The following is a 12,947-nucleotide window of genomic DNA, read 5'->3' on the forward strand; positions in this document are numbered from 1 at the left end:
GCGGTCAACTCCTTCCAGGGAGCGCCTTCTTCAGGACCTTGCCCATGTCGTTGCGGGGGAGCGCGTCGAGATACCGCACCGTCCGGGGCCGCTTGTGCGGAGCGAGGAGGCGCGCCACGTGATCGGCGAGCTCCGCCGCCGCCGGGGGCGCCGAGGCGTCCGCCGGCACCACCCAGGCCACGATCCGCTCGCCCAGGTCCGGGTCGGGCTCACCGGTGACGGCCACCTCGCGTATGCCGGGGTGGTCCAGGAGGGCGTTCTCTATCTCGCCCGCCCCGATCTTGTAGCCGCCGCTCTTGATCAGGTCGGTGGCCTTGCGGCCCACCAGACGCACCGCCCCGTCCGCCTCCCTTACCGCCATGTCGCCGGTGCGGAACCAGTCGCCGTCGAAGGCCTCCGCCGTCGCCTCCGGCCGGTTGAGGTAGCCGGAGAACAGGTTCGGGCCCCGCACCTGCACCTCGCCGACCGTCTCCCCGTCCAGCTCCTTCAGTACGGAACCGTCCTCGTCCACGAGCCGCAGGTCGACCCCCGCGAGCGGGTGCCCGACGGTCCCGGGGCGCGGCCCGGCGCCCGGCCGCACGCTGGTGTTCATGAGCGTCTCGGTCATCCCGTACCGCTCCACCACCGTCCGGCCCGTCGCCGCCGTGATCCGCTCGTGGTCGTGGACCGGCAGCGCCGCCGAACCCGACACGAGGAGCCGCGCGCCCGCCATCGCCGCGACGAGCGCCGGGTCGTCGGCGAGCGCGTCAGCAAGCCGGTGGTACATGGTCGGTACGCCGAACAGCATGGTGCCGCCTCCGGCGCCCAGCTCCCGCGCCACGCCCTCCGCCGAGAACGCGCCCAGGTGCCGCACCTCGCCGCCCCGCCGCAGCGGCCCCAGGATTCCGAGGATCAGCCCGTGGACGTGGAACAGCGGCAGCGCGTGCACGAGGACGTCGTCGGCAGTCCAGGACCAGGCGTCGGCGAGCGCGTCGAGGGACGCGCCGATCGCCCGCCGGGACAGGACGACCCCCTTCGGCGGGCCGGTGGTGCCGGAGGTGTAGACGATGAGGGCGGGGGACTCGGGGTCGGCCGGTTCCAGGGGAAGGGGCCCGGCGGGCCCGGTGAGGGCCACGTCGATCCGGGGAAGCCCCGCGAGACCGGCGGGCAGCTCGTCCCCGGGCCCGGCGAGCACCACCGTGGGCTCGCTGTCAGCGAGGATGTGCGCCAGCTCCCGCTCGCCCGTCCGCGGATTGAGCGGTACGGCGGGCAGGCCCGCCATCAGGGCGGCGACCACCGCGACCGCCGTGTGCGCGGTCGGTGTCGCCCGGACGGCGACCCGCCCCGCGCCCCCGATCCGGGCCGCCAGGGCCCCGGCGGCCCGCGCCAGTTCCTCGTACGTCAGGGTGTCCGTGCCGAAACGCAGCGCGGGCCGGGCGGAAGGGGCCGCAAGGGCCGGGAAGAGCGCACTCACCGGTCGTACTCCTCGGGGTCGAGGTCGAGGGTTGCCGGGGAGCATTCTCCGGGGTGAGGAGCACGTTCCGCCGGGGTGTCAGGGCCTGCCGGCCGTGACCTTCGTCGCTTCCGGCGCCGGCTCCCCGCCGTCCGGCCGGATTCCGCGCATCCGCCCGTACGCGTACACACAGCCCGCGAGCGCCAGGTCGGACAGCAGCATGAAGCCGATCGAGTACGAGCCCTTGGAGCTGTAGATCGCGCCCATCACGAGCGGCGGAAGGAAGCCGCCGAGCCCGCCCATCGCGCCGACGATCCCGGTCACGCTGCCCACCTTGGCCTGCGGGGTGACCTGGGAGACCAGGGCGAAGACGGAGCCGCTCGCCGTGCCGAGACCGGCCGCCATGACGAGCAGGGCGGTCGTGCCGCCCGGGTTCAGGGGCGGGTCGAAGGCCTGGACGATCGCGAGTAGGGCGACCGTGCCGAGCGCGACGGCCGTGACGAGCGCCGGGTGGACCCGGTCGGACAGCCAGCCGCCGATCGGCCGGAAGACCACCGTGACCAGGGCGAACCCGGCCGCCTTCGTGCCCGCGTCCGTCGGGTCGAGCTCGTACCAGGTCTTCAGGTACGTCGGCAGGTAGACGCCGAACGCGACGATGCCGCCGAACCCGATCGCGTACAGCGCCGACAGCTCCCACGTCACCCGCAGCCTGCCCGCCGAGCGCAGCCGGGTCCCGAGCGGCTCCGTCGGCACGGGCCGGTCGGGCCGGTCCGTGATGAGGAACACGGCGAGCACCGCGTACGCGGCCAGCGCGACGGCCACCACGATGAACGGCAGGTTCTCGCCGTGCTCGGCGATCCGGGGCGTGAAGTAGCCGGAGAGCGCCACACCGCCCATGCCCATGCCGAACACCCCGAGCGCCAGGCCGCGCTTCTCGGGCGGGAACCAGGAGTTGACCAGCGGGATGCCGATGGCGAACGTCGTGCCGCCGAGGCCCAGGAGGAAGCCGACCACCAGCATCAGGCCGTAACTGTCCTTGACCACGATGAGGAGCAGTACGGGGATGATCGTGAGCGCGGAGACGAGCGGGAACATCAGCTTCGCCCCGTAGCGGTCCGTCAGCGCCCCGGCCGGAATGCGGCCGACCGAGCCGACCAGGACGGGGACCGCGACGAGCAGCGACTGCTGGAAGGAGCTGAGGTCGAGCCGGTCGCCGTACCAGCTCGCGATCGGCGCGATCAGGTCCCACGCCCAGAAGGTGAGCGTGAAGCCGATCGTGGCCATCGCCAGATTGCGGTACGCCGCCGCTGTCGGGGGCTTGCTCTCGGTCGTCACGCCTCCAGTCAAGATCGGGGCGGCGGGGGCGGCGCGCCGGGCTGGTCCGTACGGGTACCCCGCGCGCACCGGCCCCTGAATGCCTTTACGGCCAGGTCACCACCGTCGGCGGGGTGCCGTCGTCCTCGACCCGGAGGCGGACCCCTCCGCCCCCGGCCGACACCTCGACCGTGATCGCCCCGATCCCCGACCGCCGGTGCGCCGTCGCGAGCGCCCCGCGCAGGGCGCCGAGGAGCTTCCCCTCCGACTCCTCGTCCACGAGGGTGTCGACCGCGCCGGAGAAGTGCACGGACGGCTGGAAGCCGAGCAGGACCGCGGCCCCGCCGGTCTCCCTGAGCACCTTCCCGCGGAAGGACGCCGGCGCGTCCGCGGGCGGCTGCTGGAGCGCGAAGATGGTCGTGCGGACCTCCTGGATCGTGGAGTCCAGCTCGTCCACCGCCCGGCCGAGGAGTTCGTTCTCGTCGGCGGAACCGGCCGCCCGCCGCCGGGTGGACTCCAGCATCATCTCCGTCGCGAACAGCCGCTGGACGACCAGGTCGTGCAGGTCGCGGGCGATCCGGTCGCGGTCCTCGAACACCGCGAGCCGCTCCCTGTCCTGCCGCGCGTCCGCCAGGACGAGCGCGAGCGCCGCCTGCGAGGCGAACTGCGAGGCGAGGAGCCGGTCCACCGCCGTGTAGGGGAGATCGCCGCGCCGCCGGGGGAGAGCAAGGGTGCCGATGAGCTTCCCGCCACTCTGCAGCGGCAGCATCATCGACGGGCCGAAACGGGACCGCACATGGGTGGTCATCCGGGGATCGATGGCCGAGTCCTCGACGAACACCGGCTCCCCGCCGAGCAGTTGCACGAGAACGGGGGAGCCGGGCGCGATCGTCGTACCGACCAGATCGCCCGGGTCGTCCGTCGTCGAGGCGGCGACGATCTCCATCCCGCCCTCCGTGGTGGGCTGGAGGACCACCCCCGCCGACGCGCCGGCGAGGATCCGGGCCTGCTCGGCCACGGTCATCAGGGCGTTCTCGGCGGACGCGCCGGTGAGCAGGGCCGTCGTCACCGCCGCCGCGCCCTCGATCCAGCGCTCCCTCTGCCGGGCGGTCTCGTACAGACGGGCGTTGCCGATGGCGATCCCGGCCTGCGACGCGAGGACGCGGAGCAGACCGAGGTCCTCCTCGGTGAAACCGCCCGTGCGCCTCTCGGCGAGGTACAGATGGCCGAAGACCTCGGTGTGGACGCGGATCGGGACGTCGAGCAGCCCGGTGGGGTCGTCGGGCAGACGGGCGACGCGCTGCCGCTCCTCCTCGGGCATGCCGGAGGTGAGGAGTTCGGTGAGCCGGCGGCGCTCGGGGTCGACGACCCCGAGCGCGCCGTAGCGGGCCCCGGTCAGCTCGGTGGCGGAGTCCACGATGTGCTGGAGGGTGGTGCGGAGTTCGAGGTCCGTGCCGACGCTGAGGACCGCTTCGAGCAGCATGGGCAGACGGGGGCCGCCCTCCGGGTCCGAGTCGGTGCTCTCGTCCCTGTCCTCGTCCATGATCGTCATGGTCTCATCGTCATGCGAATCGGGTCGTCTCGTCGGTTCGTTCCGGTCGGTTCGTCTTCTCAGTCGCCGAGGGTCAGTCCTCGTCGGCCAGCGGGTCACGCTCCGCCAGCGGGTCGAGGATCATCGGCTGGACCTTGCCCTCCAGCATCGCCCCGAGCCCCAGCACCGCGCACACGTCCGGGCGTTCCGCGATGTGCACCGGCATGCCGGTCGCCTCGCGCAGCATCTGGTCGAGCCCCGGCAGCAGGGCGCTGCCGCCCACCATCATGATCCCGCGGTCCGCGAGGTCGGCCACCAGGTCCGGCGGGCAGTCCCGCAGCACCTTCCCGATGCCGTCGAGGACCGCCGTCAGCGGCGTGTGGATCGCCTCCCGTACGGCGGCGGTGTCGACGGTCACCGAACGGGCGAGGCCCGTCGCGACGTCCCGGCCGTGGATCTCGGTCCAGGCGGGGCCGTGCGGCGTCAGGCCGTTCCCGCTGAGGGCCAGCTGCAGCGGACGTACCGACTGGCTCGGCAGCATCAGCTCGTGGTGGTGGCGCAGGTGCTGGATGACGGCGTGGTCGATGGCGTCACCGCCGACCGGCATCCGCTCCGCCGTGACGATCGCGCCGAGCGAGAGCACCGCGACCTGCGTGGTCGCCGCCCCGCACACCATGATCATGGTCGCCGTCGGCTGCTCGACCGGAAGACCGCAGCCCACGGCAGCCGCGATCAGCGTGTCGACCAGCTCGACCCGGCGCGCCCCCAGACCGACGAGGGTCTCCACGGCGGCGCGCTGCGCGAGCGGGTCGCTGTCGTGCGGGGTGCAGGCGGCGGCGCGCAGCCGGGGCTTGCGTCGCAGCTGACGGCGGAGCTTCTCGCCGAGGAGGTGACGCAGCATCCGCTGCGCCATCTCGATGTCGACGACCGTGCCGCCCGACACCGGTCTGACGACCCGGATGTAGTCGGGGGTGCGGCCGGTCATCTTCTCGGCGAGCGCGCCGACGGCGATCAGCGCTCCGGTACGGGTGTTGACGGCTGCGACGCTCGGCTCGTCGACGACGAGTCCGGCGCCCTTGACGAAGACCCGGGTGCGGGCGGCACCCAGGTCGACGGCGACATGGCAACGACGCAGCTGCTCAAGGCTGACGGTCACGGCGGATCCTCCGGAGTGCGGTGCTGGCACGGGCGAGGTGTTTCGCGTTTCGCGGTCCTGTTCGCATCGTCCGGCCGTCCGCGGCGCGGCGCGCGCTGGGATGCGCCGCCCGGGGTCAGGGCCTGTCCCTCGGATCATGCCGGGCTCGCGGGGGCTGGCACGCACGCTCGCCGCGTTGTCGTCGGTCCCCAACGCTCCGCGTCGGCTCCCTCCTCCGCCTCGCGATCGCACGCACCAGCCCCCGCTCCCTGATCCGGCCTGATCCGAGGGACAGGCCCTGGACCGGGGTGGGCAGCCAGGACGCCCCGAAGCGGGAGAATCACGACGCACCGCCGTCGACCTGCGGTTTCCTCACAGGATCCTCACTTCCGCGCCTACCTGGGGCCGTGCTGGGCCGCATAGCCTGCGGGGCCCATGGACTACTGCCACGCGTGCCGGCGGCATCTCAACGGGGCCCTCGCCTGTGCCGGGTGCGGGACTCCCGTCGAGGAACTGCGGTATGAGACCCCCCACATACCCGTCCAGCCGACGTACCCGGCTCAGCCGACCCATCCGACCCAGCAGGTCGAGTCGGTCGAGCCGGTCCTGCCCGTCGGGTCCGAGCACGTCTACGAGCTCGACGTCGTCGAGCGCCCGCGCCCGGCCTCCGGCGGCCGTCGTGCCGCCCGTGGACGCTCGGCCGCCCAGGGCCGCGCCGCCACGCGCAGAGGCCGACGTGCGCGGGGAGGCCGTACCCGTACGGTCCTGGTGGGAACCCTCGGCCTGGTGCTCGCCGCCGGGACGCTGAGCCTGGTGCGCATGGCCCTGGAGGAGCCGGAGGCCCTGGGCGCCGCGTCGGCCGTCGAGGAGCAGGACGTCCCCGAGGTCACGCTGTCCCCCGAGCCCGTCGCGAGCGACCTCCCGGACGGCTCCGGCCCGTCCCCGGTCGCCTCGGAGACGTCGACGCGCCCCCGCCACGTGAGCGCGGCCCCGGCCACGGGCCGCCCGGCCGCGGGATCCAGCGCGGGCGCGGGATCAGGACCAGGTACGGGATCGGGCACGGGACCGGGACCGGGGACGGGTACGGGTACGGGAAGCGGGGGAGAGGGCGCACCGACCGGATCGCCGACCGCCACCGACCCGGCGTCCCCGTCCGCCACGCCCACGGCGACCTCCTCGGCCACGGACGGCGACGGGACGCCGTCCCCCTCGGCGACGACCGGCGGCCCCGCCCCCTCGACCACGGGGCCCGCACCGACCGCCACCACCCCGACCCCGACGCCGTCCCCGACGTGCACCCGCTTCCTCTGGTGGTGCGTCTAGGGCCTGCAGTCCGGGTCGTGTCGGTCTCCGTCAGACGTCCCGGGGCGTGACGAACTCCTCGATCAGCACCGGGTACTGCTCCTTGCCGTGCCCGGCGGCGACCGAGCGGTCCGCCATCGCCTTGAGCAGCCTGGGCAGTTCGGCGTTGATCCCGGCGGCCTCGCTCTCCTCGACCAGGTGCGCCATCGCCCGTACGTCGGTCTCCAGGGCCGCCACCTCGGCGGGGAAGGAGCCGTTGTCGATCTGCTCGGCGTACCCGGGCAGCCATTCGGCGACCCCGGCGGCGATCTGCCGCGCGAACGGCGCGTACGTCCTGGCGTCGACGCCGGCCGTCCGGAGCAGCGCGGTGCCCTGGAGCCAGGCGTTCAGGACGCTCCACATCATGGCGAGGCCGGCCACGTCGTACAGGGACGCGAGGCCGGGGTCCTCGCCGAGGTGGGTGACGGTGCCGAGCGCGCCGAGCGTGGCGGCGTGCGCCTCGAAGACCGCGGGCGGCCCGCTGTGCAGGATCACCGCGTCGGCGGTCCCGATCACCGGCGGGACGGCCATGAGGGCGCCGTCCAGGTAGCGGGCGCCCCGCTCCCCGGCCCAGCGGGCCGTCTCCCTGGCCTGGGCCGAGTCGCCCGAGGTCAGGTTGACGAGGGTGGCGCCGTCCAGGGCGACGTCGCTCGCGCCGAGCAGCTCGCGCACGGCCCGGTAGTCGGTGACGCAGAGGACCGTCAGGCCGCCGGCCGCGACCGCGTCGCCGACCGACGCCGCCCGCAGCGCGCCCTCGGCCACGAGCCGGTCGGCCTTGGCGGACGTCCTGTTCCATACGGTCGTGGGGTGTCCGGCCCTCAGGAAGGCGCCGGCGAGTGCCTGGCCCATCAGCCCGAGTCCGATGACCGTCACAGGTGTGGTGGTGGTGTCGTTCATGGCAGCATCGTCGACGTTCATACCGGTGTGAAGGTCAAGGGGGAACGTCGATGCGGATCGGGGAGCTGGGCCGCCGGACGGGCCTGAACACCCATCAGCTGCGCTACTACGAGGCCCAGGGCCTCCTTGAGGCGGGACGCGGAGCGAACGGCTATCGGGAGTACGACGAGAGTGCCGTGCTGCGGGTGCGGCAGATCCGGCACCTCCTCGACGCCGGCCTGTCCTCCGAGGACATCGCGTACCTGCTGCCGTGCGCGGTCGGCGAGGTGCCGGAGCTGATCGGCTGCCCCGACCTCGTGGCGGCGATGCGGTCGCGGATGCGGCGGATCGACGAGCAGATGGACCGGCTCGCCCGGTCGCGCGGGGCCCTCGCCGCGTACATCGAAGCGGCCGAGCGGATGAGCGACGAGAACTACCCGCCCTTCGAGGGCGCCGCCCCGGAGCCCGCCACCGCCTGAAGTCCGGAGGGCTTCAGACCTCGCCCAGCATGCGCGGGGGGTTCTTAGACCTCGCCCAGCATGCGCTTCAGCAGGTCCCGCAGCACGGTGCGCTCGGCCTCGGTCAGCTCGCCGAGCGGCTCGCGGGCGAAGTCGAGGGACTCGCGCAGCCGGCGGGCCGTCTCGCGGCCCTCGTCCGTGGGGACGGCCAGCTTGACGCGGCGGTCGGCCGGGTCGGGTCGGCGCTCGACCAGGCCGCGCGCTTCCAGCCGGTCCACGATCCCGGTGATGTTCGACGGCTCGCACTTCAGCTTCTGGGCGATCCGGCGCATCGGCAGCGGGTCGAGCGACAGCAGGCCGAGGACCCGGGCCTGCGCCCCGGTCAGTGCGTGCTGTCCGGCCGCCTGCTCGTACTCCGCGTAGTAGCGCGCCACGACGGCGCCGATGAGTTCGACGACTTCGAGGGTGACGGGGTCCGTGCGTGAGGTGGCCATGGGATCCATCGTACCCGGATACTTGACAACATGAAATATGTAGGCGCATGGTTGTTTCAGTCAGTGAATCGTTTGTGATCTCAAGCTTTTATCGGAGGCCGTGCTCATGTCCGTTCTTCCCGCGTCCAGCCGTGAGTGGCACCTCGTCGCCCGTCCGCACGGCTGGCCGACCCCCGCGGACTTCGCCCTGCGCGAGACCCCGGTCACCGAGCCCGCCGAGGGCCGCGTCCTGGTGCGCAACCTGCACTTCTCGGTCGACCCGTACATGCGGGGCCGGATGAACGACGTGAAGTCGTACATTCCGCCGTTCAAGCTGGACCACCCGATGGACGGCGGCGCGGTCGGCGAGGTCATCGCGTCCAACGCCGAGGGCTTCGCCGTCGGCGACCACGTCCTGCACGGCCTCGGCTGGCGCGAGTACGCCGACGTCCCGGCGCAGCACGCGACCAAGGTCGACCCGGCGCTCGCCCCCCTCTCCGCCTACCTCGGCGTGCTCGGCATGACCGGCCTCACGGCCTACGCGGGCCTCTTCGACGTCGCCTCCTTCAAGGAGGGCGACGCGGTCTTCGTCTCCGGCGCCGCCGGTGCCGTCGGCAGCCAGGTCGGTCAGATGGCGCGCCTCAAGGGCGCCTCCCGGGTCATCGGCTCGGCCGGCTCCGACGAGAAGGTCAAGTTCCTCGTCGAGGAGCTCGGCTTCGACGCCGCCTTCAACTACAAGAACGGCCCGGTCAAGGACCAGCTCCGCGAGGCCGCCCCCGACGGCATCGACGTCTACTTCGACAACGTCGGCGGGGAGCACCTCGAAGCCGCGATCTCCACGCTCAACGTGCACGGCCGCGCGACCATCTGCGGCATGATCGCCCAGTACAACGACACCGAGCCGGTGGCCGGACCCCGCAACATGGCGATGATCATCGGCAAGCGGCTGCGTCTCCAGGGCGTCCTCGTCGGCGACCACTACGGCCTCCAGCAGCAGTTCGTCCAGGAGGTCGGCGGCTGGCTCGGCTCCGGCGAGCTGAAGCACCGCGAGACCTTCGTCGACGGCATCGAGAACGGCGTGGACGCCTTCCTCGGCCTGCTCCGCGGTGACAACACCGGAAAGATGATCGTCTCGGTGTGACCCGTTAGTCTTCCCTCAGCCGTCGCGATCGTGGGCGCGAGTCGCGGCGAACCCATGAAGGAAGTACCTCGCATGTCGATCCAGCACTCCGACGTCCTCTACACCGCCGTCGCCACCGCCGAGAACGGGCGTGACGGCCGTGTCGCCACCGACGACGGCCAGCTCGACGTCGTCGTCAACCCGCCCAAGGCCATGGGCGGCTCCGGCGCGGGCACCAACCCCGAGCAGCTCTTCGCGGCGGGCTACAGCGCCTGCTTCCAGGGCGCGCTCGGCGTCGTCGCCCGTAACGAGAACGCCGACATCTCGGGCGCGACGGTCACCGCCGAGGTCGGCATCGGCAAGAACGACGACGGCTTCGGCATCATCGTCAAGATCTCGGCGACCATCCCGAACGTGGACGCCGAGACCGCGAAGAGCCTGATCGAGAAGGCGCACCAGGTCTGCCCGTACTCCAAGGCGACCCGCGGCAACATCACGGTCGAGCTCGCCGTCTGAGTCCAGACGGGTCCGGTCGCAGAGTCCGGACCGTAGTGCGGAACGAGGACCGCACCCCGCCCCGGGGTGCGGTCCTCGCCGTGTTCGGCCCGCCGCCGCCGGTCCGCGGGCCCCCGATAAAGTGGCCCCATGCGCGATTTCGGGGCGGGTTTCGGTTACCTGGTACAGGGCCAGAAGTGGGTGGGCCGGCACGGACGGTGGTTCGGATTCGGGCTGCTGCCGGGGCTCGTGACCCTGGTCCTCTACGCGGGCGCGCTCGTCGGTCTCGGCTACGGCGCCGACGACCTGACCGCCTGGGCGACGCCGTTCGCCGACGACTGGACCTCGCCCTGGGTCGACGTCTTCCGCGGCACCCTGACCGCGCTGGTCTTCGCCTTCGGGCTGTTCCTCGCCGTGATCACGTTCACCGCCGTCACCCTGCTCGTGGGCCAGCCGTTCTACGAGTCGCTGTCCGAGGCGGTCGACCGCAGCGAGGGCGGCGAAGTGCCCGAGTCCGGGCTTCCGCTCTGGCGCGAGCTGTGGATCTCCGCCCGTGACAGCCTGCGGGTCCTGCTGCGGGTCGCGTTCTACGGCATCCTGCTGTTCGCCTGCGGTTTCATCCCGGTGGTCGGCCAGACCGTCGTCCCCGTCATCGGCTTCTGCGTCTCCGGCTTCTTCCTCGCCGAGGAGCTGACCGCGGTCGCGTTCCAGCGCCGGGGCGTCGAGCTCAAGGAGCGCCTCGGGCTGCTGCGCGGGCGCCGGACCGCCGTCCTCGGCTTCGGAGTGCCGCTGACCCTCGCCTTCCTGGTGCCGTTCGTCGCCGTCTTCCTGATGCCGGGAGCCGTCGCGGGCGCCACCCTGATGGCCCGTGACCTGCGCGGCGAGACGGCCGACGACGACCGTGACGGCGACGCGCAGGAAAACGATCAAGAACGCGGCAACCTTTCCTCCTCCAGTGGCGACCAGAAGGTGCACCACCTCCCCCACTGAAGGAAGAGCACATGACGTCCCACAAGCGGAAGACGGGCCGCCGCCGCGCCCTCATCGGCGGCCTGAGCGCCCTCGGCATCACGGGTGCGGCCCTCGTCACCAGCTCCCTGCTCGCCCCGGCGGGCGCCGCGCCCGCCGCCCCCACGGTGGCCGCGTGGCCCCAGGCGAAGGGCAGCAAGCCGGTCCCCGCGTCCATCGAGGTCTCGGGCACCTACGACGGCAAGCTCAAGCGCTTCTACGGCACCGGTGAGCTGGGCTCCGACGGCCAGGGCGAGAGCCAGAAGCCCGTCTTCGTCCTCAAGGACGGCGCGGTCCTCAAGAACGTGATCCTCGGCTCGCCGGCCGCCGACGGGGTCCACTGCCTCGGCAGCTGCACCCTGCAGAACGTCTGGTGGGAGAACGTCGGCGAGGACGCCGCCACCTTCAAGGGCACCTCGGCGTCGTCGGTGTACGCGGTCTACGGCGGCGGCGCGAAGAGCGCGTCCGACAAGGTCTTCCAGTTCAACGGCGCCGGCAAGCTGGTCGTGACCAAGTTCCAGGTCTCCGACTTCGGCAAGCTGGTCCGCTCCTGCGGCAACTGCAAGAAGCAGTACCCGCGCACCATCCTGATCAACGACGTCGACATCACCACGCCCGGCAAGTCGATCGTCGGCGTCAACGCCAACTACGGCGACACCGCCACCCTGCGGAACATCCGCATCCACGGCGACACCGGCAAGAAGATCAAGCCGTGCACCCGCTTCACCGGCAACAACACCGGCAAGGAGCCCAAGGAGATCGGCACCGGCCCCGACGGCGTCACCTGCCGTTACGCGGCCGGAGACCTCACCTACGACTGATCCCGAAACCGGGCGGCCGTATCTCCTACGGCCGCCCGGCCCCGGCTCCCTCAGAGAGGCGTCAGCCGACCTCGGCGAGGACGAACCCCGCCGTGTCAGGGCCCGCGTCGGCGATCCGCCCACCGTCGGGGCCCCAGGCACCGGCCAGGCCGGTGCCGACCCCGTCCTCGTTGGCGCCGAGGACGTTGCCGAGGACCACGTACAGACCGAAGTCCCGGGCCCGTACCGGATACACCTTCTCGAACGAGTCGTTGTCGGCGGAGAGCACCGAACTCGCCAGGTAGACCGCGCAGCCGTCGGCGGCGGCCCGCTCGGCCAGCTCGGGGAAGCGGTTGTCGTAGCAGGTGGCGGTCGCGAACCGCACCCCGTCGAGCGTGAACCGCCCGTCGGCGGTGCCGGCCGCGAAGACCTCCAGCTCGATCCCGTACAGGTTCTGCTTGTCGTAGCGGGTGAGGAGCGACCCGTCGGGGCCGATCACCAGCGAGGTGACGGCGGGCCGCCCGTCCGCCGTCCGCACCGGCCCGTTGACCACGGCCGCGGCCGAGACCTCCCGGCAGGCCTCCCGTACGGGGGCGAGCCGCGGGTCGTCCTCGGTGAGGACAAGACCCGGGGTGTCCCGGATCAGGGCCGGCTCGTACCCGCTGAGGCAGAGCTCGGGGAAGACGACCACACGGGCCCCCTCCGCCCCGGCGGCCCGGACCAGACCGGCGACCGTACGGACGTTGGCGTCGATGTCCCCGGCGACCGGGGCGAACTGGGTGGCTGCGACGATCATGCCCGCCATCATCCCGCCCGCCCGAGGCGCGGGAACCCCCGGGGCCCCCGCAGCGCCTCCGCCGCCTCCCGCAGCCCCTCCAGGAACGCGGTCGCCGCCACGGTCGGCCCCGGCGGGGTCGCGGCACGGATCCGCCGGACCCGGCCCTCCTCGCCGAGGACCTCTCGG

General features: G+C 72.6%; 13 protein-coding genes. 6 read left to right on the forward strand and 7 right to left on the reverse strand.

The features are described from left to right. Positions 1 to 4 precede the first annotated feature (4 nt). The 4 genes from IO20_RS0100085 to mreB form a co-directional block, all read right to left on the reverse strand. Positions 5 to 1,453 (reverse strand): acyl-CoA synthetase, encoded by a 1,449-nt coding sequence (locus tag IO20_RS0100085; RefSeq protein WP_030547968.1) that lies wholly within the window; start codon positions 1,451 to 1,453, stop codon positions 5 to 7. 78 nt (positions 1,454 to 1,531) lie between these two features. Then, a complete protein-coding gene (locus IO20_RS0100090) occupies positions 1,532 to 2,716 on the reverse strand; it encodes a nitrate/nitrite transporter (RefSeq protein WP_051874339.1) in 1,185 nt (394 codons plus the stop codon). Between the two features lie 136 nt (positions 2,717 to 2,852). Beyond that, complete coding sequence (locus tag IO20_RS0100095; protein ID WP_030547964.1) at positions 2,853 to 4,298, reverse strand: GAF domain-containing sensor histidine kinase; 1,446 nt, start codon at positions 4,296 to 4,298, stop codon at positions 2,853 to 2,855. Between the two features lie 73 nt (positions 4,299 to 4,371). Then, complete coding sequence (gene mreB, locus IO20_RS0100100) at positions 4,372 to 5,433, reverse strand: rod shape-determining protein (RefSeq protein WP_030220933.1); 1,062 nt, start codon at positions 5,431 to 5,433, stop codon at positions 4,372 to 4,374. Between the two features lie 414 nt (positions 5,434 to 5,847). On the opposite strand from mreB, the gene IO20_RS0100105 reads away from it, so the two are divergent. Beyond that, a complete protein-coding gene (locus IO20_RS0100105) occupies positions 5,848 to 6,735 on the forward strand; it encodes an SCO2400 family protein (RefSeq protein WP_030547961.1) in 888 nt (295 codons plus the stop codon). Between the two features lie 30 nt (positions 6,736 to 6,765). Here IO20_RS0100105 and IO20_RS0100110 read toward each other — a convergent pair whose 3' ends face one another. Further along, positions 6,766 to 7,650 carry an NAD(P)-dependent oxidoreductase gene (locus IO20_RS0100110; protein ID WP_030547959.1) on the reverse strand — a complete coding sequence of 295 codons (885 nt, stop codon included), beginning with the start codon at positions 7,648 to 7,650 and terminating at the stop codon, positions 6,766 to 6,768. Positions 7,651 to 7,700: 50 nt separating this feature from the next. Here IO20_RS0100110 and IO20_RS0100115 point away from each other — a divergent pair, with 50 nt between their 5' ends. Further along, the gene (locus IO20_RS0100115; RefSeq protein ID WP_030547956.1) at positions 7,701 to 8,108 is read left to right on the forward strand and encodes a MerR family transcriptional regulator; all 408 of its coding nucleotides are present in this window, start codon (positions 7,701 to 7,703) and stop codon (positions 8,106 to 8,108) included. A gap of 44 nt (positions 8,109 to 8,152) precedes the next feature. Here IO20_RS0100115 and IO20_RS0100120 read toward each other — a convergent pair whose 3' ends face one another. Further along, positions 8,153 to 8,581 (reverse strand): MarR family winged helix-turn-helix transcriptional regulator, encoded by a 429-nt coding sequence (locus IO20_RS0100120; RefSeq protein WP_030547954.1) that lies wholly within the window; start codon positions 8,579 to 8,581, stop codon positions 8,153 to 8,155. A 106-nt stretch (positions 8,582 to 8,687) separates the two neighbouring features. Between IO20_RS0100120 and IO20_RS0100125 the strand changes: the two genes are divergently transcribed. From IO20_RS0100125 to IO20_RS0100140, 4 genes are all read left to right on the forward strand, one after another. Continuing rightward, a complete protein-coding gene (locus IO20_RS0100125) occupies positions 8,688 to 9,701 on the forward strand; it encodes an NADP-dependent oxidoreductase (protein ID WP_030547952.1) in 1,014 nt (337 codons plus the stop codon). 72 nt (positions 9,702 to 9,773) lie between these two features. After that, positions 9,774 to 10,196 carry an organic hydroperoxide resistance protein gene (locus tag IO20_RS0100130; protein WP_030547950.1) on the forward strand — a complete coding sequence of 141 codons (423 nt, stop codon included), beginning with the start codon at positions 9,774 to 9,776 and terminating at the stop codon, positions 10,194 to 10,196. A 129-nt stretch (positions 10,197 to 10,325) separates the two neighbouring features. Beyond that, positions 10,326 to 11,165 (forward strand): EI24 domain-containing protein, encoded by an 840-nt coding sequence (locus tag IO20_RS0100135; RefSeq protein WP_030547948.1) that lies wholly within the window; start codon positions 10,326 to 10,328, stop codon positions 11,163 to 11,165. An 11-nt stretch (positions 11,166 to 11,176) separates the two neighbouring features. Next, the gene (locus tag IO20_RS0100140; RefSeq protein ID WP_030547946.1) at positions 11,177 to 12,004 is read left to right on the forward strand and encodes a pectate lyase; all 828 of its coding nucleotides are present in this window, start codon (positions 11,177 to 11,179) and stop codon (positions 12,002 to 12,004) included. A gap of 61 nt (positions 12,005 to 12,065) precedes the next feature. Here IO20_RS0100140 and IO20_RS0100145 read toward each other — a convergent pair whose 3' ends face one another. Further along, positions 12,066 to 12,779, reverse strand: coding sequence for a carbon-nitrogen hydrolase family protein (locus tag IO20_RS0100145; RefSeq protein ID WP_030547944.1), 714 nt, complete (start codon positions 12,777 to 12,779; stop codon positions 12,066 to 12,068). Positions 12,780 to 12,947 lie beyond the last annotated feature (168 nt).

The sequence above is a fragment of the Streptomyces exfoliatus genome, from assembly GCF_000725545.1.
Lineage (GTDB): Bacteria > Actinomycetota > Actinomycetes > Streptomycetales > Streptomycetaceae > Streptomyces > Streptomyces exfoliatus.

Coding starts and splice junctions, on each gene's coding strand:
- IO20_RS0100105 (WP_030547961.1), top strand. CDS start 5,848: ATGGACTACTGCCACGCGTGCCGGCGGCATCTCAACGGGGCCCTCGCC.
- IO20_RS0100115 (WP_030547956.1), top strand. CDS start 7,701: ATGCGGATCGGGGAGCTGGGCCGCCGGACGGGCCTGAACACCCATCAG.
- IO20_RS0100110 (WP_030547959.1), bottom strand. CDS start 7,650: ATGAACGACACCACCACCACACCTGTGACGGTCATCGGACTCGGGCTG.
- IO20_RS0100125 (WP_030547952.1), top strand. CDS start 8,688: ATGTCCGTTCTTCCCGCGTCCAGCCGTGAGTGGCACCTCGTCGCCCGT.
- IO20_RS0100145 (WP_030547944.1), bottom strand. CDS start 12,779: ATGATCGTCGCAGCCACCCAGTTCGCCCCGGTCGCCGGGGACATCGAC.
- IO20_RS0100090 (WP_051874339.1), bottom strand. CDS start 2,716: ATGGCCACGATCGGCTTCACGCTCACCTTCTGGGCGTGGGACCTGATC.
- IO20_RS0100140 (WP_030547946.1), top strand. CDS start 11,177: ATGACGTCCCACAAGCGGAAGACGGGCCGCCGCCGCGCCCTCATCGGC.
- IO20_RS0100120 (WP_030547954.1), bottom strand. CDS start 8,581: ATGGCCACCTCACGCACGGACCCCGTCACCCTCGAAGTCGTCGAACTC.
- IO20_RS0100130 (WP_030547950.1), top strand. CDS start 9,774: ATGTCGATCCAGCACTCCGACGTCCTCTACACCGCCGTCGCCACCGCC.
- IO20_RS0100095 (WP_030547964.1), bottom strand. CDS start 4,298: ATGACGATCATGGACGAGGACAGGGACGAGAGCACCGACTCGGACCCG.
- IO20_RS0100135 (WP_030547948.1), top strand. CDS start 10,326: ATGCGCGATTTCGGGGCGGGTTTCGGTTACCTGGTACAGGGCCAGAAG.